This window comes from Streptomyces sp. NPDC050549 (genome assembly GCF_040655035.1).
GTDB lineage: Bacteria > Actinomycetota > Actinomycetes > Streptomycetales > Streptomycetaceae > Streptomyces.
In genome coordinates, this window is record NZ_JBFAJD010000049.1 from 14,564 (window position 1) to 39,955 (window position 25,392).

General features: G+C 70.3%; 24 protein-coding genes. 16 read left to right on the forward strand and 8 right to left on the reverse strand.

Annotation, left to right across the window (positions count from 1 at the left end; genetic code table 11):
* Positions 1–48: 48 nt before the first annotated feature.
* The 3 genes from AB0I51_RS42060 to AB0I51_RS42070 all read right to left on the reverse strand — a co-directional run bounded on the left by AB0I51_RS42060 (position 49) and on the right by AB0I51_RS42070 (position 4,913).
* Positions 49–1,134, reverse strand: coding sequence for a DUF4037 domain-containing protein (locus AB0I51_RS42060; RefSeq protein WP_362983807.1), 1,086 nt, complete (start codon positions 1,132–1,134; stop codon positions 49–51).
* 84 nt (positions 1,135–1,218) lie between these two features.
* Entirely contained in the window at positions 1,219–3,078 is a 1,860-nt protein-coding gene (locus AB0I51_RS42065; RefSeq protein ID WP_362983732.1) for an ABC transporter ATP-binding protein, read from the reverse strand.
* On the reverse strand, positions 3,075–4,913 hold the full coding sequence (locus tag AB0I51_RS42070; protein WP_362983734.1) for an ABC transporter ATP-binding protein: 1,839 nt from the start codon (positions 4,911–4,913) through the stop codon (positions 3,075–3,077). The genes AB0I51_RS42065 and AB0I51_RS42070 overlap by 4 nt, the downstream gene beginning before the upstream one ends.
* Positions 4,914–5,096: 183 nt before the next feature.
* Between AB0I51_RS42070 and AB0I51_RS42075 the strand changes: the two genes are divergently transcribed.
* From AB0I51_RS42075 to AB0I51_RS42090, 4 genes are read left to right on the forward strand one after another with little or no spacing between them, the layout of a single operon-like run.
* The gene (locus AB0I51_RS42075) at positions 5,097–6,008 is read left to right on the forward strand and encodes an ABC transporter ATP-binding protein (RefSeq protein WP_362983736.1); all 912 of its coding nucleotides are present in this window, start codon (positions 5,097–5,099) and stop codon (positions 6,006–6,008) included.
* Positions 6,005–6,739, forward strand: a complete 735-nt coding sequence (locus AB0I51_RS42080; RefSeq protein ID WP_362983737.1) for an ABC transporter permease — start codon at positions 6,005–6,007, stop codon at positions 6,737–6,739. The genes AB0I51_RS42075 and AB0I51_RS42080 overlap by 4 nt, the downstream gene beginning before the upstream one ends.
* A 26-nt stretch (positions 6,740–6,765) precedes the next feature.
* Positions 6,766–8,034: a sensor histidine kinase gene (locus AB0I51_RS42085; protein WP_362983739.1), complete on the forward strand. Its 1,269-nt coding sequence runs from the start codon at positions 6,766–6,768 to the stop codon at positions 8,032–8,034.
* Positions 8,027–8,671, forward strand: a complete 645-nt coding sequence (locus AB0I51_RS42090) for a response regulator transcription factor (protein ID WP_362983741.1) — start codon at positions 8,027–8,029, stop codon at positions 8,669–8,671. Before AB0I51_RS42085 ends, AB0I51_RS42090 begins: the two co-directional genes overlap by 8 nt.
* Here AB0I51_RS42090 and AB0I51_RS42095 read toward each other — a convergent pair.
* The gene (locus tag AB0I51_RS42095) at positions 8,668–10,080 is read right to left on the reverse strand and encodes a sulfatase-like hydrolase/transferase (protein ID WP_362983743.1); all 1,413 of its coding nucleotides are present in this window, start codon (positions 10,078–10,080) and stop codon (positions 8,668–8,670) included. The two genes, AB0I51_RS42090 and AB0I51_RS42095, sit on opposite strands and share 4 nt — an antisense overlap.
* A 158-nt stretch (positions 10,081–10,238) precedes the next feature.
* Positions 10,239–12,536 carry a glycogen debranching protein GlgX gene (gene glgX, locus AB0I51_RS42100; protein ID WP_362983745.1) on the reverse strand — a complete coding sequence of 766 codons (2,298 nt, stop codon included), beginning with the start codon at positions 12,534–12,536 and terminating at the stop codon, positions 10,239–10,241.
* 152 nt (positions 12,537–12,688) lie between these two features.
* On the opposite strand from glgX, the gene AB0I51_RS42105 reads away from it, so the two are divergent.
* The 7 genes from AB0I51_RS42105 to AB0I51_RS42135 all read left to right on the forward strand — a co-directional run bounded on the left by AB0I51_RS42105 (position 12,689) and on the right by AB0I51_RS42135 (position 19,883).
* Positions 12,689–13,921 (forward strand): Ig-like domain-containing protein, encoded by a 1,233-nt coding sequence (locus tag AB0I51_RS42105; protein ID WP_362983747.1) that lies wholly within the window; start codon positions 12,689–12,691, stop codon positions 13,919–13,921.
* A gap of 167 nt (positions 13,922–14,088) precedes the next feature.
* Complete coding sequence (locus AB0I51_RS42110; RefSeq protein ID WP_362983749.1) at positions 14,089–15,339, forward strand: Ig-like domain-containing protein; 1,251 nt, start codon at positions 14,089–14,091, stop codon at positions 15,337–15,339.
* Between the two features lie 82 nt (positions 15,340–15,421).
* Entirely contained in the window at positions 15,422–16,189 is a 768-nt protein-coding gene (locus AB0I51_RS42115) for an enoyl-CoA hydratase-related protein (protein ID WP_362983751.1), read from the forward strand.
* Positions 16,190–16,474: 285 nt separating this feature from the next.
* A complete protein-coding gene (locus AB0I51_RS42120; protein ID WP_019074483.1) occupies positions 16,475–16,978 on the forward strand; it encodes an ATP-binding protein in 504 nt (167 codons plus the stop codon).
* 229 nt (positions 16,979–17,207) lie between these two features.
* The gene (locus AB0I51_RS42125; protein WP_362983753.1) at positions 17,208–17,999 is read left to right on the forward strand and encodes a polysaccharide deacetylase family protein; all 792 of its coding nucleotides are present in this window, start codon (positions 17,208–17,210) and stop codon (positions 17,997–17,999) included.
* Positions 17,999–19,186 carry a beta-propeller fold lactonase family protein gene (locus AB0I51_RS42130; protein ID WP_362983755.1) on the forward strand — a complete coding sequence of 396 codons (1,188 nt, stop codon included), beginning with the start codon at positions 17,999–18,001 and terminating at the stop codon, positions 19,184–19,186. Before AB0I51_RS42125 ends, AB0I51_RS42130 begins: the two co-directional genes overlap by 1 nt.
* Positions 19,187–19,274: 88 nt before the next feature.
* A complete protein-coding gene (locus AB0I51_RS42135) occupies positions 19,275–19,883 on the forward strand; it encodes an ADP-ribosyltransferase (protein ID WP_362983809.1) in 609 nt (202 codons plus the stop codon).
* Between the two features lie 3 nt (positions 19,884–19,886).
* On the opposite strand, the gene AB0I51_RS42140 is transcribed toward AB0I51_RS42135, so the two are convergent.
* The gene (locus tag AB0I51_RS42140) at positions 19,887–20,522 is read right to left on the reverse strand and encodes a GNAT family N-acetyltransferase (protein ID WP_362983757.1); all 636 of its coding nucleotides are present in this window, start codon (positions 20,520–20,522) and stop codon (positions 19,887–19,889) included.
* 57 nt (positions 20,523–20,579) lie between these two features.
* On the opposite strand from AB0I51_RS42140, the gene AB0I51_RS42145 reads away from it, so the two are divergent.
* From AB0I51_RS42145 to AB0I51_RS42165, 5 genes are all read left to right on the forward strand, one after another.
* Positions 20,580–21,497, forward strand: coding sequence for a MerR family transcriptional regulator (locus AB0I51_RS42145; protein WP_362983759.1), 918 nt, complete (start codon positions 20,580–20,582; stop codon positions 21,495–21,497).
* Positions 21,498–21,545: 48 nt separating this feature from the next.
* On the forward strand, positions 21,546–21,758 hold the full coding sequence (locus AB0I51_RS42150) for an EF-hand domain-containing protein (RefSeq protein ID WP_362983761.1): 213 nt from the start codon (positions 21,546–21,548) through the stop codon (positions 21,756–21,758).
* Positions 21,759–21,891: 133 nt separating this feature from the next.
* Positions 21,892–22,470, forward strand: a complete 579-nt coding sequence (locus AB0I51_RS42155; protein ID WP_362983763.1) for a GNAT family protein — start codon at positions 21,892–21,894, stop codon at positions 22,468–22,470.
* A 73-nt stretch (positions 22,471–22,543) separates the two neighbouring features.
* Complete coding sequence (locus tag AB0I51_RS42160; protein WP_362983765.1) at positions 22,544–23,203, forward strand: NAD(P)-binding domain-containing protein; 660 nt, start codon at positions 22,544–22,546, stop codon at positions 23,201–23,203.
* A 62-nt stretch (positions 23,204–23,265) separates the two neighbouring features.
* Entirely contained in the window at positions 23,266–23,715 is a 450-nt protein-coding gene (locus AB0I51_RS42165) for a hypothetical protein (protein WP_362983767.1), read from the forward strand.
* Positions 23,716–23,718: 3 nt separating this feature from the next.
* On the opposite strand, the gene AB0I51_RS42170 is transcribed toward AB0I51_RS42165, so the two are convergent.
* On the reverse strand, positions 23,719–24,276 hold the full coding sequence (locus AB0I51_RS42170) for a glycoside hydrolase family 25 protein (RefSeq protein ID WP_362983769.1): 558 nt from the start codon (positions 24,274–24,276) through the stop codon (positions 23,719–23,721).
* Between the two features lie 36 nt (positions 24,277–24,312).
* Complete coding sequence (locus AB0I51_RS42175) at positions 24,313–25,353, reverse strand: phosphatidylinositol-specific phospholipase C domain-containing protein (RefSeq protein ID WP_362983771.1); 1,041 nt, start codon at positions 25,351–25,353, stop codon at positions 24,313–24,315.
* Positions 25,354–25,392: the final 39 nt, after the last annotated feature.

Consider the following 25,392-nt stretch of genomic DNA (forward strand, 5'->3'; position numbering starts at 1 on the left):
CTGTGCGGCACGGCCCAGTGACGGAATTCTGTCGGCCTGCGCCCCTGCCTACTTGTCGAGTTGTGGCGTGGCCGGCGCAGGTCCGGTGATGTATTGCCTGCGCCGACCGGCGAAATTGCGGTCGGTCATATCGGTGCTGTCGATGTACTGGTCGATCGCGCCGACAGGAGGCAGCGCCCTGACCTCGGGGTCGTTGATCGTGGCCATCAGGGCGTCGGTGAAGCGGTAGCCGTCGATCACCAAGAACGGCCGGGTGTGGAAGTAGCGGGCCTTCGCTTCCAGCGGTTCGGTCAGGGCCAGGTCGTTGTGCATGCCTGCGGCGAACTCGTAGGCCGGGGCGAGATTCCGTTCGCGTTCCTTCCAGCTCTGCGCCGCGAGCGCCGCGGAGAGGAATGGTTTGAGCACCGCGGCGCACGAGAGCTCTCCGAACGCGGTGCCCAGCCATTTGCTGTAGGGCGGATAGACCCGATTCATCAGCAGACACAGTTTCATCAGGTCGCGCACCTGTCGGGCGGCCACCACTGCGGAACCCAGGTCGTCACCGACTTCTCCACAGCGCCCGACGAACGGTTCCTCCTGGGACAGGCGCATCCACTGGCAGGCCAGGATGTAGCGCCAGACGTCGTCCGGATACCAGGTCAGTTCCTTGCGGCAGGAATCCAGCAGGCCGAGCCCGTCGTGGAACACGGTGCCTCCGGTCAGCTCACGCAGCACCTGCGTCGGGGTCGTCAGCCAGCCGGACAGCGACAGGCCGGCGGCCGGGTCCTCGCCGAGGTGCTCGGTGAAGAAGCCCTGGAGGTCGCTGACGTGAACCCAGTGCCGGGCCGGTGCGCTGTCGGGAAAGGGGAAACGGACGGGGTAGCCGTGGAACGTCCGCGGCAACTCGCGGCCCAGCAGGGCGTCCAGTCCGTCCGCGTGGGCGCGGAAGTCACCACTGCTGAGGAACACCTGCATCCTGGGGCCCCAGGCGTGGTCGGTTGAGCGTGCGGTGTCGAAACCCTGTACTTCAGAGCCCCAGCCGATCAGCGCCGCCGCATACGGCACCCTGTCCAACGCGGTGTTCAGGATGGGGGCGACGACCTCCGTGTGAAACAGCCGCGCCAGTTCGAGACCGGGCAGGAAGGCACGAGTCATGGCCGCCACCCTGACAGAGTCGTGCGACCGGCGGCCAAGCAATATCGGGCCGGTCTGCGCTGCGAACGTCACTTCCCGGAGCCCTCACGCCAGACTGTCCCGCCACGCCCGGTGCAGGTCCGAGAACCTCCCTGTCCCCGCGATGAGTTCGGCCGGGCTGCCGTCCTCGACGATCCGGCCGTGCTCCATGACCAGCACCCGGTCGGCGATCTCGACGGTGGACAGCCGGTGCGCGATCACCACCGCCGTGCGGCCCCGCAGGACCGTCGACATGGCCCGCTGCACTGCCTGTTCGCCCGGGACGTCCAGTGAACTGGTCGCCTCGTCCAGGATCAGCACCGCCGGATCGGCGAGCAACGCCCGTGCGAACGCCACGAGTTGGCGCTGACCGGCCGAGATACGGCCACCCCGCTTGCGTACGTCCGTGTCGTAGCCGTCGGGCAGCGCGCTGATGAAGTCGTGCGCGCCGATCGCTTTCGCCGCCCGCTCGATCTCCTCCCCGGACGCGTCCGGACGGCCGATCGCGATGTTCTCGGCGACCGTCCCGGAGAACAGGAACGCCTCCTGCGTCACCATCACCACCCCGCGCCGCAGTTCGGGCCCGGACAGCTCGCGCAGGTCGACGCCGTCGAGCAGCACCCGCCCGTCCGAGGGGTCGTAGAAGCGGGCCAGCAGCTTGGCCAGGGTGGACTTGCCGGCGCCGGTGGAGCCGACCACGGCGACCGTCTGTCCGGCGGGGAGGGCGAGGTCGAAGACGGGCAGCACCTCACCGCCGGTGCGATAGGCGAAGCGGACCCCGTCGAACACGACCTCGCGGCCGGGCTGCTCCGACTCAAGCGCGGGCAGTTGCACGGGTGTTGAGGGCTCCGGGACGGACGGTGTCTGGGCCAGCAGGCCCGCGATCTTCTCCAGGGACGCGGCGGCCGACTGGTAGGAGTTGAGGAACATGCCGAGCCGGTCGATCGGGTCGTACAGCCGTCGCAGGTACAGCACCGCGGCGGCCAGGACGCCCAGTTCCAGTGAGCCGTCCGCGACCCGGCTCGCGCCCCAGAGCACGATCACCGCGACCGCCGTGTTGGCGACCAGGCGGGAGCCGGTGACATAGCGGGCCATCTCCAACAGGGCGTCGCCGTTGGATCGTTCGTGCCGTTGGTTCAGGACCCGGAAGTCGGCGTCGTTCACGGCCTCGCGGCGGAACGCGCGCACCGGGCGGATGCCGTTCATCGTCTCCACGAACTTCACGATCACACGCGCGATCGCCGTGGACCGCACCGCGTACACCCGTACCGCGCGCCGCTGGTAGATCCGCACCAGCAGATACAGCGGCACGAAGGAGGCCACCGCGACCGCGCCGAGCCCCAGGTCCAGCCAGAGCAGCATCGCCGAGATGTAGACGAAGGACAGGATGACCGTGATCAGCTCCTGGAGGCCCTCGCTGAGCAGTTCGCGCAGGGCCTCGACGTCCGTGGTGGAGCGGGAGATGAGCCGGCCGGAGGTGTAGCGCTCGTGGAAGTCGATGCTCAGTGCCTGCGCGTGCCGGAAGATCCGGCCGCGCAGATCGAGCAGCACGTCCTGGTTGACGCGGGCGGAGGCGCCGATGAACGCGTACTGCAGGCCGCCGGAGAGCAGCGCGCACAGCAGATAGCCGACGGCCACGGTGATCAGCGGCCCGCGGTCGTCGTGGCGGAACGCGGGCACCGCCCGGTCGATGGCGTACGCCACCAGCAGCGGGCCCACCTGGACGGCCGCCTGCTGGAGCAGCAGGAGAAGGGTCGTGACGGCGACCCGCGCCTTCATCGGGGCGAGCAGGGAGCGCAGCAGCGCGCTGGTCGCGCCCGGGGGAGTGGGCAGGACGTCGTGGTCGAAGGGGTCGCCCGCGGCGGGCGGGTGCGGGGGTTCTTCGTGGTCGTCGGTGGCGGGCGCAGACGTGGTGGGGGCGGTCATCGCTCGTCCTCCTGCTCCGGGACGGCCGACTGGACGCCCGACATGAGATGCGCGTACTCCGCGTTCGTGCGCAGGAGCTCCTGGTGGGTGCCCACCGCAGTGACACGGCCGTCCGACAGCAGGGCCACCCGGTCGGCGAGCAGGACCGTGGACGGGCGGTGGGCCACGATCAACGCCGTCGTGTCCGCGAGGACTTGACGCAGGGCAGCTTCCACGGCGGCCTCGGTGTGGACGTCCAGTGCGGAGAGCGGGTCGTCCAGGACGAGGAAGCGGGGCTTGCCCACCACCGCCCTTGCCAGCGCGAGGCGTTGGCGCTGGCCGCCGGAGAGGCTCAGGCCCTGTTCGCCGACGCGGGTATCGGTGCCCTGGGGGAGCGCGTGTGCGAAGTCTGCCTGGGCCACGGCCAGTGCGCGGTCCAACTCCGGTTGTCCGGCGTCCTCTTCGGCCCCCATCAGTACGTTTTCGCCGACGCTGGTGGAGAACAGGGTCGGTTCCTCGAAGGCCACGGCTACGAGTGCGCGCAGCGTTTGGCGGGGCAGCGCGGTGATGTCCTTGCCGTCGAGTGTGATGCGGCCCGATGTCACCTCGTGGAGGCGGGGGACGAGTGCGGTGAGGGTCGTTTTGCCTGTGCCAGTGGCGCCGACGAGGGCCATGGATTCGCCGGGTCTGATGTGCAGGTCCACGCGGTCGAGGATTGGTGGGGAATCGGGCGGGGCGTCTGGGTAGCGGAAGGAGACCGAGGAGAAGCGGATGCCGTCGTTCTTGGGTGCGGGTCCGTTGTCGCTGGTCGCGCAGTACCCCGCGCCCCTGTGGGGCGCTTCCTCGACCGGCGCTGCATCCATCTCCTGGGTTTCATCCATCACCTCGAAGAATCGCTCCGTCGCCGTTGCCGCCTCCTGGCTCATTGCCAGGAGGAAGCCGATCGACTCCACCGGCCAGCGCAGGGCCAGTGCCGTGGAGAGGAACGCCACCAGCGTGCCCGCCGAGAGGTTTCCGTCCGCCACCTGCACCGTGCCCAGGACCAGCGTCGCGCCCAGTGCCAGCTCGGGGAGGGCGACGATGACGCCCCAGATCGTGGCGAGGAGGCGGGCCTTGCGGAGTTCGGTGCCGCGCAGGGTGCGGGAGAGTTCGCGGAAGGCCCGTGCCTGGCTGCGGTGGCGGCCGAAGCCCTTGATGATCCGGATGCCGAGCACGCTCTCCTCGACGACCGTCGTCAGATCGCCGACCTGGTCCTGCGCGAGGCGCGCCACGCGCGCGTACCGGGTCTCGAACACCGCGCAGCTGACGATCACGGGCACGGCCGGCCCCAGGATCACCAGCCCCAGCGCCCAGTCCTGGAGCAGCATGATGATCACGCCCACCAGGATCGTCACGGCGTTGACCAGCAGGAACGTCAGGGGGAAGGCGAGGAACATGCGCAGCAGCATGAGGTCGGTGGTGCCCCGGGAGAGGAGCTGGCCCGAGGGCCAGCGGTCGTGGAAGGCCACCGGGAGCCGTTGCAGATGCCGGTACAGGTCCGCGCGCATCTCCGCCTCGACCCGTGACAACGGCCGCGCGACCAGCCAGCGCCGCAGCCCGAACAGGCCCGCCTCCGCGATGCCGAGCAGCAGCAGGTACAGCGCCCCCAGCCACACGCCCGCCGTGTCCCGGTCGGCGACCGGTCCGTCCACCATCCACTTCAGGACGAGCGGGAACACCAGCCCCGTACAGGACGCGACGACGGCCACCCCGGCCGCAGCGAACAGCCGCACCCGCACGGGGCGGACGTACGGCCACAGCCGCGCGAGCGTACGGGCGGCGGATCGGTCCCTGGCGGTTGCATGTGTCGTCGACATCACGGGCGAGCCTACGGACCACCACTGACAGTGCCCACCGAGTTTTGACCCGACTTGAGTCCGCCGCCGGTCCTACGACCTGCGGGTCCCAGGGGTCGTACCGCCGCATCAACCGATCGGTTGATGTGCCTTCGAGCGCGATGGCCGATGTGCCCGACCCGGCGTTCCCGGGACCCTCGGAGCATGTCAGCCACACCTGTCATCGAAGTCACCGCACTGCGCAAGTCCTACGGCGGCCGGGCCGTCGTCGACGGTGTCTCGTTCGCCGTCGAGGAAGGCGAGATCTTCGGGATCCTCGGCCCGAACGGCGCCGGCAAGACCACCACGGTCGAGTGCGTCGAGGGCCTGCGCGTCCCGGACGCGGGCCGGGTCCGTGTCACCGGCCTCGACCCCGTCGCCGACCACGAGCAGGTCGCCCGGGTCCTCGGCGCCCAGCTCCAGGAGAGCGAGCTCCAGGCCAAGCTCACCGTCCGCGAGGCCCTGGAGCTGTACGCGGCTCTCTACCCGCACCCCGCCGACTGGCGGCCACTGGCCGAACGCCTCGGTCTGACCGCCAAGTTGACGACCCGGTTCGCGAAGCTGTCCGGTGGCCAGAAGCAGCGCCTGTTCATCGCGCTCGCGCTGATCGGCAACCCCCGGGTCGTCGTCCTCGACGAACTGACCACCGGGCTCGACCCACGCGCCCGGCGTGACACCTGGCAGCTCATCGAGGACGTCCGGGCGAGCGGGGTCACCGTGCTGCTCGTCACCCACTTCATGGAGGAGGCCCAGCGCCTCTGCGACCGGATCGCCGTGATCGACAAGGGCAGGGTGGCCGCCCTCGACACCCCGGACGGGCTGATCCGCCGTTCGGCCGGTTCCACCGTCATCAGCTTCACGCCCTCCGCGCCGCTCGACGACGGCGACCTGAACGCGCTGCCCGCGCTCACCTCCGTGGCCCGCAAGGACGGCCGGATCACGCTCTCCGGCACCGACGAGACCGTCAACGCGGTCATCACGCTGCTCGCCCGGGGCCACGTCACCGCCCACCAACTCCGGGTCTCCGACGCCACGTTGGACGACGCCTTCCTGGACCTGACGGAGGTCACCCGATGAACACCGCAGTCCTGCGCGCCGAGTTGCGCCTCTTCCGCCGCGAACCGGGCGCCCTCTTCTGGATCCTGGCCTTCCCCACCCTGCTGCTGGTGATCCTGGGCTCCATCCCGGGCTTCCGCCACCACCAGGCGGACCTGGGCGGCCTGCGCACGATCGACGTGTACGTCCCGGTCGCCGTACTCCTCGGCATGATCGTCGGCGGGCTCCAGTCGATGCCGCAGAACCTCACCGGCTACCGCGAACGCGGCATCCTGCGCCGCATGTCCGCCACCCCGGTCCGCCCCTCCACCCTCCTCTCCGCCCAGATGGTGGTCTACGGCACGGCGGCCCTGGCCTCCGCCCTGTGCGCGCTGATCGTCGGCCGCCTCGCCTTCGACGTACGGCTCCCCAGGCAGGCCTTCGGCTATCTCCTCGCCCTGCTCCTCGCGATCCTTGCCGCGCTCGCGCTGGGCGCCGTGGTCTCCGCACTGTCGCGGACCACGAAGATCGCGGGTGCCATCGGGTCGGCCGTGTTCTTCCCGATGATGTTCTGCGCGGGCGTCTGGATCCCGGTGAACTCCATGCCGGACGTCATGGCCCGGATCGTCGGCTGCACCCCGTTCGGCGCCGCCGCCGAGGCCCTCAACCGGGCGGCGGCCGGCAGCTGGCCCGGCTGGACGCACCTGGGCGTCCTGGTGGCCTGGACCGTCCTGCTCACGGCGGGTGCCTCCCGCTGGTTCCGCTGGGAGTAGGGGCGGCGGCCGTGCAGACTGGGGAGATGACCGCCAGGGACCGGCAGATCGAGCGGCGCTGGGAGCAGCTGCACACGTGGGGGCCGTACGGGCTGCTCGGGATCAGTGTCGTCCTCGCGCTCGCCTCCTCCGGTCTGTTCGACTACTCCAGCGCGCAGTGGTACGCCGGCTGGGCCCTGGTCGGTGCCGCGCTCGTCCTCCAGCTGTGGTGGCACACCACGCGTGTCCGCCGCCCCGACCGCGGCCGGACCCCGTCGCGGACGGGGACGGCGTACTACGTCGTCCGCTGGGGCATCGCCTTCGCCCTCACCTGGATCGACCCCTTCTTCGCGTTCTACGCCGCCTCCGGCTACATGGACGCCGACGAACTGATCCCGGGCGTGGTGCGGCAGCGGCTCGGACTGCTCGCCAGCGCGGTCACCGTGGCCGGCGCGCAGGCCGGCGGGCTGCCGCTGAGGAGTGCGCTGCAATGGATCCTCTTCGCAGCGCTCGTGGCCGCCAACTCCGGCCTGCAGATGGCGGTCGCCCATCTCCAGGAGCAGGAGTCCCGGCGTTCCCACGAGCGCGGCGAGACCATCACCGAACTCGAACGCGCCAACACCGCGCTCCAGCAGGCCCTCGACGAGAACGCCGCCCTGCACGCCCAACTCCTCGTCCAGGCAAGGGAAGCCGGGGTCGCCGACGAACGCCGCCGGCTGGCCGCCGAGATCCACGACACCATCGCCCAGGGCCTGACCGGCATCATCGCCCAGCTCCAAGTCGTGGCGAACGCAACCGACTTGACGACCGCCCGTACGCATCTCGACCGCGCTTCCACCCTCGCCCGGCACAGCCTCGGCGAGGCCCGGCGCTCCGTGCAGAACCTCGCCCCGGTCGCCCTGGAGAACGACGGACTGCCCGAGGCGCTGAAGAACACGGTCGCCGAATGGGGCGAACGCACCGGTGTCCGCGCCGAGTTCACTGTCACGGGCATCACCGAACAGCTCCACGACGAGGTCTCGGCGACCCTGCTGCGCATCGCCCAGGAGGCCCTGTCGAACGCTGCCCGGCACGCCCGGGCCACCCGCGTCGGTGTCACCCTCTCCTTCCTCGGCGAGGACGTCATCCTCGACATCCGCGACGACGGCCGGGGCTTCGACCCGCTCGCCCTGCCCGAACGCACCCGCACCGGAGGCTTCGGCCTCGACGGCATGCGGGCCCGCGCCGAGCGCATCGCGGGCACGCTCGCGGTCGAGTCCGAGCCCGGTCACGGCACCGCCCTGTCGGCTCGCGTACCGTTGGTCCGCCATGAGTGACGAGTCGCTGATCTCCCTGCTGATCGTGGACGACCATCCCGTCGTACGGGACGGTCTGCGCGGCATGTTCGAGTCCGCGTCCGGGTTCCGCGTCCTGGGCGAGGCGGCCAACGGCGTCGAGGCCGTGGAGCGGGCCGCCGCCCTCGATCCGGACGTGATCCTGATGGACCTGCGGATGCCTGCGGGCGGGGGAGTCGACGCCATCCGGGAGCTGACCCGCCGCGCCGCCCGCGCGAAGGTGCTCGTGCTGACGACGTACGACACCGACTCCGACACCCTGCCCGCCATCGAGGCGGGCGCGACCGGCTATCTGCTGAAGGACGCGCCCCGCGACGAGCTGTTCACCGCCGTCCGCGCGGCGGCGGAAGGCCGTACGGTCCTCTCGCCCGCCGTCGCCTCCCGGCTGGTCTCCGCCGTGCGCGGCCCGCAGACCCCCGGCAACGAGCCGCTCTCCGCCCGCGAACGCGAAGTGCTGGCGCTCGTCGCCAAGGGCACCTCCAACCGCGAGATCGCCCGCGAACTCTTCATCAGCGAGGCGACCGTCAAAACCCATCTCACCCACCTGTACGGCAAGTTGGGTGTCAAGGACCGCGCGGCGGCGGTGGCGACGGCGTACGACCGGGGGATCCTCGGCTAGTCCGGGTAGGGGAGGAGGCCGGAGGCGATGTGCTCCCAGGCCGCCTTCAGCTCGGCCAGCAACTCCGCCTCGTCGGGGGCGAGATCGGCCTGTTCGCGCAGGTCGGCGGCGAGGTCGAAGAGGTGGTCGTCGCCGTCCTCGTCCTGGTAGTACTTCCAGCCGCCGCGCCGCAGCGCCCTGTTGGCCTCCACCCGCCAGAACAGGTCCCGCTCGGGCAGCTCCTCGCCCTTCAGCAGATAGCCCGCGAGGCTTGTGCCGTCCAGCGGATACGCGGGGTCGGGGCGGGCGCCGGCCAGCTCCAGGAAGGTCGCGGTCCAGTCGGGGGAGAAGTTCGGCTCGTGGCTGACCTGGTTGCCGTCGAGCCGGTGCGGCCAGCGCACGATCGTCGGCACCCGGATGCCGCCCTCCTGGAGCACGGACTTCTCGCCGCTCAACGGCCAGAGGTAGGACCAGCGTTCACCGCCGTTGTCGCTGGCGAAGTACACCAGCGTGTGCTCCTCCTGCCCGGACCGGCGCAGCGCGGCCAGCACCTCGCCGACGGCCGCGTCCATGCTCTGCACCATCTCCGTGTACTTCGCGACCGAGCCGCCGTCCCACTGGTTGAGGGCGTCGCTGATCTCCAGCTGGCTGGTGGCCGCCCGGATCTTCGCCGCGATCCCGGCGCCGGTCTCCGCGTCGCCCTCGGCGAGCCAGGGCCAGTGCGGGGTGGTGAAGTTGAGGTTCAGCAGCCACGGCTTGTCGTGCTCGCGGCCGACGTACTCCACCGCCCGCTCGGTCAGCACCTGGGTGTAGTAGCGCAGGTCCTGGTAGGTGGCGTCACCCTCGTAGAGGTCGTAGTCGCCGAGCTGGCCGAGCTTGGAGAAGTACTCCAGGACACCGCCGTGGTTGCCGAAGAACTCGTCCCAGCCCGACTTCGTGGGGCTGTACTCGGGCAGCCAGCCGCAGTGCCACTTGCCGATCATGGCGGTGGAGTAGCCCGCCTTCCGCAGCAGGGAGGCGAGAGTGGGGTGGCTGGGGTCGAGGCCCTGCGACCGGTTGTTGATCGGCTCGGCCAGCCCGCCCGGCGTACGGCCCGGATAGCGTCCGGTGTAGAGGCTGAACCGGGTCGGGGAGCAGGTCGCCGAGCCCGAGTACGCGTCGGTGAACCGCACCCCCTGCCGGGCCAGCCGGTCCAGGTTGGGCGTCTTGATGTGCGGGGCACCGTAGGAGGAGAGGTCGGCCCACCCCAGGTCGTCGCCGAGGACGACGAGGAGGTTGGGGCGTCTTCCGGAGGTGGCGGGGCGGGCCTTGAAGGGGCGTTCCGCAGGGGCCTGTTCGGCGGCCTCGGCGGTGGCGGCCGTACCGGCGACGGCGGTGACGGCACCGCCGCCGACGAGGCCGCCGAAGGCACGGCGGGTTAATTCGGGCATGCGGGGTCCTTTGGGGAGGCAGTGGAGAACCGTGGGGGCGTGCCCTCCATGCGATCAGCCGGCCCGCCCCGTGCCCAGGCATCTGCCCGGGAGTTCACGGAGCTGAAACGTCGCCCCGGCCGCCCCTCCGGCCGACCCCGGCCGGCCTCCTCCGTCCCTCAGCCGACCTTCAGCAACAGCACCGCCCGGGCCGGCACGGTGATCGCCGACCCCGCCCGGTGCACCACCCCCGGCGCCTCCCCCTGCTCCTCCCGCGAGGTGTCGACGACCGCCTCGTACCGCTCCGCCCACGGCGGCCCCGGCAGCACGAAGCTCACCGGCCGGTCGCCCGCGTGCAGTACGGCGAGGAAGCTGTCGTCGAGGATCGCCTCGCCGCGTTCGTCACGGCCGGGGATGTCCCGCCCCGAGAGGTACATGCCCAGGGTGGCGGCGGGCGCGTACCAGTCCCGTTCCGTCATCTCCGTGCCGCGCGCGGTGAACCACGCCAAGTCCCTTATGCCGTCGGCCGAATGCGCCCGCCCGGAGAAGAACGCCCGGCGGCGCAGCACCGGGTGGCGGTGGCGCAGGTCGATCAGCCGGGCGGTGAGGTCGGTCAGCGCCCGCCAGCCCGGGTCGTCCCGCAGCTCCCAGTCCACCCAACTGATCTCGTTGTCCTGGCAGTAGGCGTTGTTGTTGCCCCGCTGCGTCCGCCCCAGCTCGTCGCCGGCGACCAGCATCGGCACGCCCGTGGAGAGGAGCAGCGTGGTGAGGAGGTTCCTCAACTGCCTTCGCCGCAGCGCCTGTACGCGCTCGTCGGCGGTCTCGCCCTCGACCCCGCAGTTCCAGGACCGGTTGTCGTCCGTGCCGTCCCGGTTGCCCTCGCCGTTGGCCTCGTTGTGCTTGCGCTCGTACGACACCAGGTCCCGGAGCGTGTAACCGTCGTGCGCCGTGATGAAGTTGACGGAGGCGTAGGGGCGCCGGCCGCCCCACGCGTACAGGTCGCTCGACCCCGACAGCCGGTACCCGAGATCCCGCACGTCGGGCAGAGCGCCGCGCCAGAAGTCCCGGACGGCGTTGCGGTAGCGGTCGTTCCACTCCGTCCACAGGGGCGGGAACGCGCCCACCTGGTAGCCGCCCGAGCCGACGTCCCAGGGCTCGGCGATCAGCTTCACCCGCCGCAGCACCGGGTCCTGGGCGATGACGGCAAGGAACGGGGAGAGCATGTCGACGTCGTGCATCGAGCGGGCCAGCGCCGCCGCGAGGTCGAAGCGGAAGCCGTCGACGCCCATCTCGGTGACCCAGTAGCGCAGGGAGTCGGTGATGAGCCTCAGGACGTGCGGCTGGACGACGTGCAGGGTGTTGCCGCAGCCCGTGTAGTCGGCGTAGCGGCGGGCGTCGCTCTGGAGGCGGTAGTAGCCGCGGTTGTCGATGCCCCTGAGGGAGAGCATCGGCCCCAACTCGCCTGCTTCCGCAGTGTGGTTGTAGACGACGTCGAGGATGACCTCGATCCCGGCCTCGTGCAGGGCGCGCACCATCCGCTTGAACTCGCCTACCTGCTGGCCCGCCGTACCGGTCGCCGCGTAGGCCGCGTGCGGGGCGAAGTAGCCGATCGAGTTGTAGCCCCAGTAGTTCTTCAGGCCCTTGCGCAGCAGGTGGTCCTCGTGCGCGAACTGATGGACGGGCAGCAGTTCTACGGCCGTCACGCCCAGCTTCACCAGGTGCTCGATCGCCGCCGGATGCGCCAACCCGGCGTAGGTGCCACGGAGTTCCTCGGGTATCCCGGGGTGCAGCTTGGTGAAGCCGCCCACGTGCAGCTCGTAGATCACCGAGTCCGCCCACGGTGTCTTCGGGCGGCGGTCGTCCATCCACTCGTCGTCGGTGGTGTCGTCGTGGACGACGACACCCTTCGGGACGTACGGCGCCGAGTCCCGGTCGTCGCGCACGGTGTCCGCGACCTGCTGCTGCGGCCAGTCCCGGACATGCGCGTATACCTCGGGAGGCAGCCCGAACTCGCCGTCCACCGCCCGCGCGTAGGGGTCGAGGAGCAGCTTCGCCGGGTTCCAGCGAGCGCCGGTCCACGGGTCCCAGCGGCCGTGCACCCGGAAGCCGTAGCGCTGTCCGGGCAGCACACCGGGCAGGAAGCCGTGCCAGATCTCGTGCGTCAGCTCGGTCAGCGGGGCGCGGGTCTCCGTCCCCTGTTCGTCGAACAGGCACAGCTCGACCGCCTCCGCGCCCCCCGCCCACAGCGCGAAGTTGGTGCCCGCCACCCCGTCCGGGCCGACCCTGAACCGGGCCCCCAGCGGCATCGGCGTCCCCGGCCACACGGGCACGGTCGGTGCCCGGTGCGGGGCGCCGTTCAGTACGGGGGCGGCACGTGGTGCCGGCACGGCCCCCTCGTCGATGGACCGCTCCACCGGCACGCCGTCACCGTCGACGCGCCCCTCCTGCACGGCCTCCTGCTCGGCTGCGCTCGACACCGTCCGGCCTCCTGCGGCTCATGGAACGACGAGGTGAAGGGCGCACGACGTCCCGGTCGCGAGCCCCTGTCCTGTCATCCTCCCCACTGTTCTGCCCAGAGCTTGGGTCGCACTCACGTTTCCCTGAGGCAGGCCCGCTCGTTGGGCACCGTGTGAGGCATGCACAAGGGCGCGCGCGGCGCGCAGGGGTCGCACTGGCCGCCGTACTGACATGGGCAGGACTGCTGGCCGGAGCCACCGGATGTACTTCCGACGGCTCGGGCGGGGGCGGCATCGACGAGCTCTTCGGCAAGGCACCGGCGCCCGAGGATGTGATCCGGATCTCGCCCGACGACACCGCGAAGGGCGTGAAACCCGACCAGCGGCTCCAGGTCAGGGTGCCCAGCGGGCGCCTGGAGTCCGTGCAGGTCGTCAAGGAGCAGGACGCCCAGGACACCCCCGTCCCGGGCCGCGTCTCCGACGACGGACTGCGCTGGGAACCCGAGGACCCGAAACTCGCCCTGGCCGCCCGGTACACCGTCGACGCGGTCGCCCTCGACGGCAACGGCCGCCGCTCCGCCCGGCACACCACGTTCACCACCTACGTCCCCGACGAACGGTTCATCGGATACGTCACCCCCGAGAACCGCGCCACCGTCGGCACCGGAATGATCGTCTCCCTGGGCTTCAACCGGGAGATCGAGAACCGGGCCGCCGTCGAGCGCGCCATCCACATCACCGCGAAGCCGGCCGTCGACGTCCGCCCGCACTGGTTCGGCAACGCCCGCCTCGACTTCCGCCCCGAGTCCTACTGGAAACCCGGCACCCAGGTCACCGTCTCCCTGCGTCTGCGTGACGTCGAGGGCGCACCCGGCGTCTACGGCCTCCAGTACAAGACGTTCTCCTTCACCGTCGGCCGCAGCCAGGTCTCCCTGGTCGACGCGGCCGAGCACACCATGGAGGTACGGCGCGACGGCGACCTCCTGGCCACCGTGCCGATCACCGCCGGCGCCCCCGGGCGGACGACGTACAACGGGAAGATGGTGGTCATGGAGATGCTGGAGGTGACCCGTATGAACAGCCGCACGGTCGGCTTCGGCGGCGAGTACGACATCCCCGACGTCCCGCACGCCATGAGGCTCACCGACTCCGGCACCTTCCTGCACGGCAACTACTGGGCACCGGCCGCCCCCGGACACGTCAACGTCAGCCACGGGTGCGTGGGGCTCCGGGACGTGAAGGGCGGCGGCTCGGACACCCCGGCCGGCTGGTTCTTCGACCGCAGCATCGTCGGGGACGTGGTCGAGGTCGTGCACAGCACCGACAAACAGGTGGCTCCCGACAATGGCCTCGGCGGGTGGAACATGGGTTGGAAGGAGTGGAAGGCGGGCAGTGCGGTCAAGTGACCGGAGATGCGGCGGGCTGCCCGCGTCAGGCGGCAGTTGAAGTTGCGACCGAACGGTGACATTCGCCTGACACGAAGCTCAAAACCTGGCGGTTAATATGCGCGGACGCGCACGTCAGATGCGCAAAGGGGTGCGGGCCGGACCGGGCCCGGCGAGGGGAGAAAGTCTTGAACGTGCGACCGATATCGGGGGCGTCGGTTGACGCGCGCGGCCGGAGAAACAAGGGGTTGCTCGCGCTGATCCTCGGCGTGCTGCTGCTCGCCGTCACCGCGTGCGGAGGCGGTGGCGGTGGCTCCAACTCCGGCTCCGGTTCCGGCGACAGCAAGGACAAGGCCTCGGACACGGCCCAGAGCAAGCAGTCGCAGGCCGTCGTCACCATCGCCCCCAAGGACGGCTCGAAGGCGGTCGACACCAGCGGCGCTCTCAAGATCAGCGCCGCGAAGGGCAAGCTGACCGAGGTCACCGTGAAGGACGCCGGTGGCGCGAAGGTGGACGGCGCGATCACCGGCGGCGGTGCGACCTGGACGCCCGCGGCCCACCTCGCCGCCTCCACCAAGTACACCGTGCACGCGGTCGCCAAGGACTCCGCGGGCCGGGTCGCCGCCGAGGACTCCAGCTTCACCACGCTGACCCCGGCGAACACCTTCGTCGGCTACTTCACCCCCGAGGACGGCTCCACGGTCGGTGTCGGCATGCCGTTCTCCATCCGCTTCACCCGGGGCATCACGCACTCCGAGGACGTGAAGAAGGCGATCAGCATCACGACCTCGCCGGCCGTCGACGTCGAGGGCCACTGGTTCGGAAACGACCGCCTCGACTTCCGCCCCGAGAAGTACTGGAAGTCCGGCACCAAGGTCACCGTCAAGCTCAACCTCGACGGCGTGGAAGGCCGTTCGGGCGTCTACGGCAAGCAGACCAAGACGGTCAAGTTCACCATCGGCCGCAACCAGGTCTCCATCGTCGACGCCAAGAAGCACACGATGAAGGTCACCCAGGACGGCAGGACCGTCAAGACCATCCCGGTCACCACCGGCAAGCCCGGCTACGACACCTGGAACGGCCAGATGGTCATGAGCGAGAAGCTCACCGTGACCCGGATGAACGGTGAAACGGTCGGCTACGGCGGCGAGTACGACATCAAGGACGTCCCGCACGCCACCCGCCTGACCGACTCCGGCACCTTCGTCCACGGCAACTACTGGGGCGGTGACGCCTTCGGCAACTACAACGCCAGCCACGGCTGCATAGGCCTGCGGGACGTCAAGGGCGGTTACAGCAAGACCGTCCCGGCCGCGTGGTTCTTCAACCACTCGATCCTCGGTGACGTCGTGGTCGTCAAGAACTCCAACGACGCGACCGTGGCACCCGACAACGGGCTCAACGGCTGGAACATGTCGTGGGCCAAGTGGACGGCGTGACACCTTCTTAGCCACATACGGGCCCGGTGCTGTGACCGACAGCACCGGGCCCGTTGTCGTTAGCGCACGTTAACCTTCCGGCATGACCGTGAATCTCGAAGTCGCCGAGGGCGTCGGCACCGTCCGCCTCGACCGCCCGCCGATGAACGCGCTGGACACCGCCACCCAGGACCGCCTCAAGGAGCTCGCCGAGGAGGCCACGCGCCGCGAGGACGTGCGGGCCGTGGTGATCTACGGCGGGGAGAAGGTGTTCGCGGCGGGCGCGGACATCAAGGAGATGCAGCGCATGGACCACGCGGCGATGGTCGTGCGGTCGCGCGCGCTGCAGGACTCCTTCACCGCGGTGGCCCGTATCCCGAAGCCGGTGGTCGCGGCCATCACCGGCTACGCGCTGGGCGGGGGCTGCGAGTTGGCGTTGTGCGCGGACTTCCGTATCGCGGCGGACAATGCCAAGTTGGGGCAGCCGGAGATCCTGCTCGGTCTGATTCCGGGCGCGGGCGGCACACAGCGGCTGGCCCGGCTGATCGGCCCGTCGAAGGCGAAGGACCTGATCTTCACCGGCCGTATGGTCAAGGCCGACGAGGCACTCCAACTGGGCCTGGTGGACCGGCTGGTGCCGGCCGCCGAGGTGTACACGGAGGCGCACGCGTGGGCGGCGAAGCTCGCGCAGGGACCGGCGATCGCGCTCCGTGCCGCGAAGGAAGCGATCGACACCGGTCTGGAGACGGACATCGAGACCGGGCTCGCGGTCGAACGGACCTGGTTCGCCGGGCTGTTCGCGACCGAGGACCGTGAGCGCGGGATGCGCAGTTTCGTCGAAGAGGGCCCCGGCAAGGCGAAGTTCCGCTGAACCGGACGGTCAAATACCGCTCAGCCACTTGCAATTGACGCGATGTCTCATACAGGTACCTCGACGGGATGGTTTATGGGAACCTTAAGGTGACCTTAAGCCTGCCTTGTCGAGGGAGCCTGTCGATTGCCGCCAACAGAGCCTTCACCGCAGGTCGGAGGGGTTGCGGCCGACGCCGAAATGCCCTTGGCATATGTCAATCGGATGTCGCGGAACGGGTGCTTCCGGGGGGCGTATTCCTCCGGAACCGCCCCGGAGGGCGTCCGCGGCGGCCATGATGGACGCATGGCGGGGCTGGAAGGTATCGGACAGCCGCGGGGACAAGGCCGTGCGACCGCGGCGCGCTGGTCGCCTGCGGTCGAGGACGAGCGGGCACTCAAAGCGATCGAGTTGTTCGGCGATCCGACGGAGGCCGAAGTTCCGCTCCCGTCCCGCCCCGAGTCCGCCGCCGCGGCCCGCCGGCTCACCCAGATCGTCGTCCTGCGGCACTGGGGACTCAGCCCGAAAATGACCGAGGACGCCGTCCTGCTGGTCTCGGAACTGGTGGGAAACGCCGTACGGCACACGGGCGCCCGGGTGTTCGGACTGCGGATGAAGCGCCGCCGCGGCTGGATCCGTGTCGAGGTCCGCGACCCCTCCCGGGGCCTGCCCTGTCTGATGCCCGTCCAGGAGATGGACCTCAGCGGTCGCGGCCTCTTCCTCGTCGACAAACTCTCCGACCGCTGGGGCGTCGATCTGCTGCCGAGAGGCAAGACCACGTGGTTCGAGATGCGCGTCGCCGACCGTTGAACACCGAACGCTCCGCTGTGGATGGCGGGGCGGGGCAGGTCGTCGGTTGTCTGCGGCGCCGCTGGGCTGGTCGCGCCCGCGCGGCGGAGCCGCACATCGATACCGCTCCGCGCCCCTTTGGGGCGCTGCCGAACCGGCCGAGCCCCCGTGCGGACCTGCGTTCGAGGCGCGACCCGTGAGGGTCCCTCAATCGGGTTAATGCCCCGCTTTCTTGCCCAACGCCCCTTAAATGGACCGGGTGACCACGACCGACCGCCGTACGGCGTTGCGTGCGGGTGCCGGGCTCGTCGCCGGGGGCGCACTCGCCGCCGGATGTGCCACGACCGGCCCCGCCGCAGCCCCCGCCACCCCGGCCCGCGCCCCCGCCGCCAAGGCGACCCCGCTCACCGCCCCCGCCCCCGCCCCGCGCGCCTTCTCCCGGCAGCCCCCGCAGATCACCCACGGACCCCGCGACCGCCCCCGGATCGCGCTCACCTTCCACGGCCAGGGCGACCCCGGGATCGCCACCGCGATCCTCACCGAGGCGGAGAAACACGGCGCCCGCGTCACCGTCCTCGCCGTCGGCACCTGGCTCGACACGCACCCCGAGATGGCCCGCCGCATCCTCGACGGCGGCCACGACCTCGGCAACCACACCCAGCGGCACATCGCCGTCAACACCCTGTCCGAGGCCGACGCGCTGGCCGAGATCACCGGCTGCGCCGACCGTCTCAAGCGGCTCACCGGCTCGATCGGCACCTGGTTCAGGCCCTCGCGCGCGCCGGCCGCGTCCCCCCTCGTCCAGCGCCTGGCCCACCGCGTGGGCTACCCGCACGTGCTGTCCTACGACGTCGACTCCCTCGACTTCACCGAGCCCGGCGCCCCCGCCGTCACCCGCAAGGTGCTGTCCGAGGTCCGCGACGGCTCCGTGGTGAGCATGCACTTCGGGTACGCCGGCACGGTCGCCGCGCTCCCCGCCGTACTGCAAGAACTCGACCGCCGCGGACTGCGCGCGGTGACGACCACGGAGCTGCTGAGCTGATGCGACACACCCCTCTCACCCGCGCCCTGGTCACCGGCGCAGCCCTCGCCGTACTGACCGCCCTCGCCGGCTGCGGCTCGCAGAACCACGCCGACGAGGCCCTCGGCACCAAGGCCGCCCTCCAGCCGCAGCAGCAGGAGAAGAAGGCGGCGGCGCAGGGGCTGCCCGGGATGCCGCCGGTGCTCGACCCGGCCGACGTGTACGCCGCCGACCGCCCGAACCGCCTCTCCCCGGTGGTCAGGGACTTCCCGTCCCGGGTCTACGTCCCCAACACCGGCTCCAACACGGTCTCGGTGATCGACCCGAAGACGTACAAGGTCATCGAGACCATCCCGGTCGGAGTCCAGCCCCAACACGTCGTCCCCTCCTGGGACTTGAAGACCCTGTGGGTCAACAACGACCGCGGCAACACCCTCACGCCGATCGACCCGCGAACGGGGAAGGCGGGCAAGCCCGTCGACGTGCACGACCCGTACAACCTGTACTTCACGCCCAACGGCAAGTACGCGATCGTCATGGCCTCCCTCGACCGCCAGCTGGTGTTCCGGGACGCGCACACCATGAAGACGGTGAAGGCGGTCCCGGTCAGCTGCTACGGCGTCAACCATGCCGACTTCTCCACGGACGGCCGCTACTTCATCGTCTCCTGCGAGTTCAGCGGCGAGCTGCTCAAGGTCGACACCGAGAAGATGAAGGTGATCGGCCAGCAGAAACTGCCGTTCCACGGGTCGATGCCGCAGGACGTCAAGATCTCGCCCGACGGCAAGCGGTTCTACATCGCCGACATGATGGCCAACGGCATGTGGGTGCTCAACGGCGACACCTTCGCCAAGCCGGACTTCCTGCCCACCGGGAAGGGCTGCCACGGCCTGTACATCAGCCGGGACTCCCGCGAGATGTACATCTCCAACCGGGGCGAAGGCTCCGTCTCCATCTTCGACTTCACCAAGAACAGGCTGACCAAGAAGTGGCATCTGCCGCACGGCGGCAGCCCCGACATGGGCGGCGTCTCCGCCGACGGCAAGGTCCTGTGGCTGTCCGGCCGCTACAACTCCGAGGTGTACGCCATCGACACCCGCACCGGCACCCAGCTCGCCCGCATCAAGGTCGGCGGCGGCCCGCACGGCCTCGCCGTCTACCCGCAGCCCGGCCGCTACTCGCTCGGCCACACCGGCATCTTCCGCTGAAATCGCCTTGACCGCCGGTCAGTTGGACACGCCCCCGTACGGGTGATGATCCACAGTCCGCCGCCGTGGAACCGGGATCGTGCCCCGCGTGATCACCCTGCATCTGCGGCGGCGGACCGCTGCCGCCGTCCTGTCCCTCGCGGCCGTCCTCGCCACGACCGCCGCCACCGCCCCCGCCCGCACCGCCCGCACGCCGGTCAGGGCCGCCGCGCCCGCGTGCCCCCTGGTCGCCGACCCCGCGACGGCCGCCGCCGACGACCGCGTGGACATCTCCCGCATCACCCCCGACCCGGTCTGGCGCACCAGCTGCGGCACGCTCTACCGCAGCGACAGCCGCGGCCCTGCGGTCGTCTTCGAGCAGGGCTTCCTGCCCAAGGACGTCGTCGACGGGCAGTACGACGTCGAGAAGTACGTCCTGGTCAACCAGCCCTCGCCGTACGTCTCGACGACCTACGACCACGACCTGTACAAGACCTGGTACAAGTCGGGCTACAACTACTACATCGACGCCCCCGGCGGCGTGGACGTCAACAAGACCGTCGGCGACACCCACAAGTGGGCCGGCCAGGTCGAGGTCGCCTTCCCCGGCGGCATCAAGCGGCAGTACATCATCGGCGTCTGCCCGGTCGACAAGAAGACCAAGGTCGAGATCATGAGCGACTGCGAGAGCAACCCGTACTACCAGCCGTGGCACTGACGCTCAGGGCGCGCTGAGCAGCAGCGCCTCCGAACCCACCGGACGGTAGCCCGCCGCCAGGAACGCCCGCATGCTGCGGGCGTTCCCCGGCGCCACCTGCGCCCACAGCGGCTCGGTCGCCAGCTGCCGCGCGGCGGCCACCAGCGCGCGCCCCAGCCCCCGCTGCCGTACGCCCTCCTCGATCTCGACCGAGACCTCCAGCCGCCCCGCGATCCCGCGTCCCATCACCACCACCCCACCCTCCGTCGTCCACGCGCGCACGTCGTCGCGCCGGCCGCGGGCGTACACGATCCTCGGGTGGTCGCCGTCCGTGATCTCCTTCAGCGGGGGCGGCGGTTCGCCCGGCAGCGGGGAGCCCACGAGCATCGCGTCGACGTTCTCCGCCTTACGGCCCGTCCGGTCGAGCAGGGCCGCCAGGAACCGCGGGTTCATCGGCGCGGCGAGCGCGTCGCACGGCACGGCGGCCAGCGTGTCGTACACCCATCGCGGGTCCTCGTCGACGAAGACCACCGCGTGCGCGGTGAAGGCGAGCACCCCCGCGTCCCGCTCGGACGCCTGCGGCACGACGGTCGTACGGCCGTCCGGCGGCGGGAAGACACCCCGCGCCGCCGCGTCGAGAATGTCCCGGAGAGTCTCCATCGCCGTGCTCCTCGCACCCCTTGAGTCTCCACCCACTGGAAGGCCCACACTCACGACATGATCGACGACGGCACCGCACTGCTCACCATCGGGGAGTTGGCCAGGGCCACCGGACTGACCGTGCGCACCATCCGCTACTGGTCGGACGAGGGCGTCCTCACCCCGGTGACCCGCTCCGCCGGCGGCTACCGGCTCTACGACGCCGAGTGCGCCGCCCGCCTCGAACTGATCCGCACCCTGCGGGAGTTGGGCCTCGGCCTGGACGACGTACGCAAGGTGCTGGCCGGCGAGACGACGGTCGCGGAGGTGGCCGCCGCCCATGTGGTGGCGCTGGACGCGCAGATCCGTGCGCTGCGGGTGACCAGGGCGGTGCTGTCGACCGTGGCGCGACGCGGTTCGACCGCAGAGGAGATGACGCTCATGAACAAGCTGGCGCGGCTGTCGGCAGCCGAACGCAGGCGGATCATGGAGGAGTTCGTGGACGAACTGTTCCACGGCCTCGACACCGTGGATCCGGCCATCGAGGAGCGGATGCGGTCCATTGCGGTGGACCTGCCGGACGACCCGACCCCCGAACAGGTCGACGCCTGGGTGGAGTTGGCGGAGATGGTGCAGGACCCGGAGTTCCGGGCGCAGATGCGGGCCACCGTCGAGTTCAACGCGTCGGACCAGGAGCGCGCCGCGGTCCGCGGGCGGTCCACGTGGTTCCCCATGCGGCTGGTCCAGCTGGGCGCGGAGGCCAGGAAGCAGGGCATCGCCCCCGAGTCGCCGGAGGCGGAGGTGATCGTACGGGAGGTGCTGGGGGACGGCGGTGACCCGGCCGTCGTGCTCGAACGGATGGAGTCGGCGGCCAACCACCGGCTCGCCCGGTACCGGGAGTTGCTGTCCACGGTGAAGGGCTCCGGGCCCACGGGAGCGCACCGGGAGGAGTTCGCGTGGGTGGTCGCCGCACTGCGTGCTCGGGCGGCCGGTTAATCTGGCCTCCGTCAACAGGCAGTAAAGCGTTACGAAGGGGCGGATCCGGTGGCGGACATCGAGGAAGCACGCAAGCATTTCCAGCGGATCGACACGGACGGTGACGGCTTCGTCACCGCGGCCGAGTTCAAGACCGCCCTGGCGCAGGGAGGCGACTGGAACGTGACCGAGACGGTCGCCGAGGCCATCATCAAGACGCGGGACCTCAACGGGGACAAGGTCCTGTCGTTCGACGAGTTCTGGGCCCACCTGAACAAGTGACCCGGGAGCAACCCGAGCGGAAGGGGCACCCGTCCTTCGGTGGGCGGGCGCCCTTTCCGTTTCCCGCCCGAGGACGTGACGGCGAGGGTGGATTCCCTGTTCGGCCCGCTCGGCCGCCTGTTAGCGTGCGCCGGTGGAAGATCTGGGAAGCGTGGCCTGGCCGCCCGAGCCGATCAGGACCGAGAGGCTGCTGCTCCGCGAGTCAGAGGCGCGGGACCGGGCGGTGTTCGTCGAACTGCTCGCCTCGTCGGAGGCGCACACCTATCTCGGCGGTGCCCGGCCGCGTGCCGAGTTGGAGCAAGAGGTGCCCGCGATCCCCGCCCGGTGGCCGGGGGCTTTTGTCGTCGAGCTCGACGGGGTGATGATCGGGCACATCCTCCTCAGGAGAACGACAGCGACGGGGCACAGCCGGCCGGCCGCCGTGGGGAAGGCCGACCTCGGCTATCTGTTCCTGCCGCGGGTGTGGGGATTCGGATACGCGGCCGAGGCGTGCGCGGCGGCACTCGACTGGCTCGCCGGTGTGCTTCCAGGTGAGCCGGTGGTGCTCACCACTCAGACCGCCAACGCCCGCTCGATGCGGCTCGCGGCGAAGCTGGGGTTCGCCGAGGTGGAGCGGTTCGAGGCCTGGGACGCCGAACAGTGGCTCGGCATGCGGCCTCCGGCCGTCCCGGTCGTCCCGTCCGGTCACCCGTACGGCGGCGGGCCGGAATAGCGGGCGACCATCTGCGGTTCTCGCCCCCAGAAGCATGCGCGTGCATGGATTCCGGATCGGCGAAGGGTCTGTCATGAAGATCGGCATCATCGGCGCGGGCAACATCGGCGGCAACCTCACCCGGCGGCTCACCGCACTCGGGTACGACGTCTCCGTCGCCAACTCGCGCGGCCCGCAGACACTCACCGCACTGGCCGAGGAGACCGGCGCGACCCCCGTACCGGTGGAGGAGGCGGCACGCGGGGCCGAGGTCGTCGTGGTCACCGTCCCGCTGAAGGCCGTCCCGAACCTGCCGAAGGGCTTGTTCGACGACGCGGCCGAGAACGTCGCCGTCATCGACACCGGCAACTACTACCCCGGCCGCGACGGCAGGATCGCCGCCATCCTCGACGACGGCCTCACCGAGAGCCGCTGGACGGCGGAGCAGATCGGCCACACCGTCATCAAGGCCTTCAACGGCACCTACGCCCAGGACATCCTGGACCGGCACCGCCCCGCCGGCGCCCCCGACCGCCTCGCGCTCCCGGTCGCCGGTGACGACGAAGCCGCGAAGCGCGTGGTCAGGGCCCTGATCGACGACCTCGGCTTCGACACGGTCGACGCGGGCAGCCTGGACGACTCCTGGCACCAGCAGCCCGGCACACCGGTCTACGGCCTGAGGGAGGGCGTGGACGGCGTCACGAAGGCACTGGCGGACGCGTCACCGGAGCGGACGGGCGACTTCAGGGCCTGACAGCTCCCCTCGTCCTCTACGGTTGCTGTCGGACCGCGGCTCGGAGGCTGAAGGAGGCCCTGGTGGAGGTCGATGCGCTGCCCCATGTCGACGAGCACGCGACGGTGGTCGCGGCGGGCGTCGGCGAGGTCTGGCGCACCCTGACCGTGATGCTGGACCGTGCCTACTCCCGCCCGGGGTGGGCCCGTTACGCGCGGCTGGTGGGGTGCGCCGACCGTACGGCCTCCGGGCCGCGACCGTTGGCCGAGGGCTCGGTGTTCCCCGGCTTCCGGGTGGTCGGCGCGGTCCCGGGCAGGGAGCTGGTCCTGCGCGGCTCCCACCGGTTCTCGGCCTACGCCTTCGTCTTCCGGCTCGACGAACTCGGTCCCGGGCGCTCCCGGCTGCGGGCCGAGACCCGGGCGGTGTTCCCGGGCCCGGCGGGCGCCGTCTACCGTCTTCTCGTCGTCGGCACCGGCGGCCACGCGGCCGGTGTGCGCCGTCTGTTGTCCGGGATCCGCCGCCGGGCCGAGTGAGCCTCAGGCGCTCTTGGCCCACGCCTGGAGGGCGGCCTTGCTCGCGAAGTCCGCCACGTCCTTGTCGTGCGGGTCGGACGTGTACTGGTGGAACTTCCAGTCCGCCTCGATGCGGGGCTTGCCGGCCGTCGTGTAGTCGGCGATCCACAGGCCGTCGCCCGCGTAGGAGGTCTTGTCGATGTTCAGCCAGAAGCTGCGGTTGCAGTAGAGGACCACCCGGTTGTCCGGCCGCATTGCCTTCACCTTGCGGATGAAGCTGTCCTTCTCCGCGTTGGACGCGTGGGTGCCGTCGCCGGTTGTTTCCCAGTCGACGGCGAGCAGGTCACCTGCTTTTTCGGGGGCCTTGCTCACGAAGTACTCCGCCTGGGCCGTGATGTCGCCGGGCCAGAGGAAGTGGTAGAAGCCGACGACCAGTCCCGCGTCACGGCCCGTCTTCGTCTGGGCGGTGAGTCTCGGGTTGACGTACGAGCGGCCCTCCGTCGCCTTGATGAAGACGAAGGAGGAGCCGGTCGCGCCGTACGCCGTGGACTGGTACGCGCTTACGTCGATGCCATGCAACATAGGGGAACTTGTGCCCTGTCCCCGCCATCCGGAACCTCAGCTTCTGGTGGCCGCCGACGACAGGACCGAGGCCGATTTCGCCGACCAGTCAGAGGTGATCACACTTGCGTGATCGGCGGCCAACAGTGCCAATTTCGCGGCGACTTCCGCGTCCGTGGGGGCCGTCGAGGAGATCGCCGGAGCCACCGAGTACGCGTCCGTCATGATCAGGATGTAGTGGTTCGCGGAGTAGAACGACGTGTCGTAGCTGTTGTTGACGTACGTCGCCGCGTCCCCGTCGAAGAACACGAACCAGGGGCGGATCGACGTGTCCGAGGTCCAACGGGTCGCCCGCGGATCGCCGTTCGCCGCGCCCAGCACCGCCGGGAAGGCCTGCGCCTGGGAGATCGTGCCGGCCGCGTACAGGTCCCGCAGATGGTCGCCGTACTCCTGGTCGGTCCAGTAGTGGTCGAACGGGTTGGCCTGCTCGACCGTGCCCGGGATCAGTTCGAAGACGAACTTGCCCTTGAGGTCGTCACGGGAGGGCCACGCGTTCGCCCTGGCCGCCGCGTCGAGCGTGGAGTACGAGGAGCCGAGCAGGTCGGACGGCTTGTAGACGCTGCTGCCGAGCTTCTGCGAGACCAGGGTGTCGAACGCGGTCGGGCCCAGACCGATGGTCTGGTTGAAGCCCACCTTCATCTCCACCTTGACGATGATCGGCGCGTGGTCCGGGTGCAGGGTGTTCCAGGCGGCCATGTTGTCGAGGCAGCTGCCGAGATCCTGGTTGCGGTCCTTGCTGTACAGGTCGGCGGGGGTGCTCGCGTACTCGCAGTTGTTGTCGTTGGCGAACAGGTCGCTGTGGCTGACCCGCCACCGCTTGCTCAGGCTGTCGACGTAGACGTCCAGCTCCAGCAGCGAGGCCCCTGAGTCCAACGCCTGCGCCCAGTACGTGTACTTGTCCTTCTCGTACGCGTTGTGCGTGCCGATCGTCGTCGTCTCCGAGAACTTCGGCGCCGCCGCGTGGGCGTTGCCCGCGGCCCCGGTCATCAGCAGCCCGGCCACGCCGAGCAGCGCCGCCAGCCGTCTTATCGCCTTCATGGGTCAAGTCCCCTTCGCCGTCGCCTAGTTGGAGCCTTG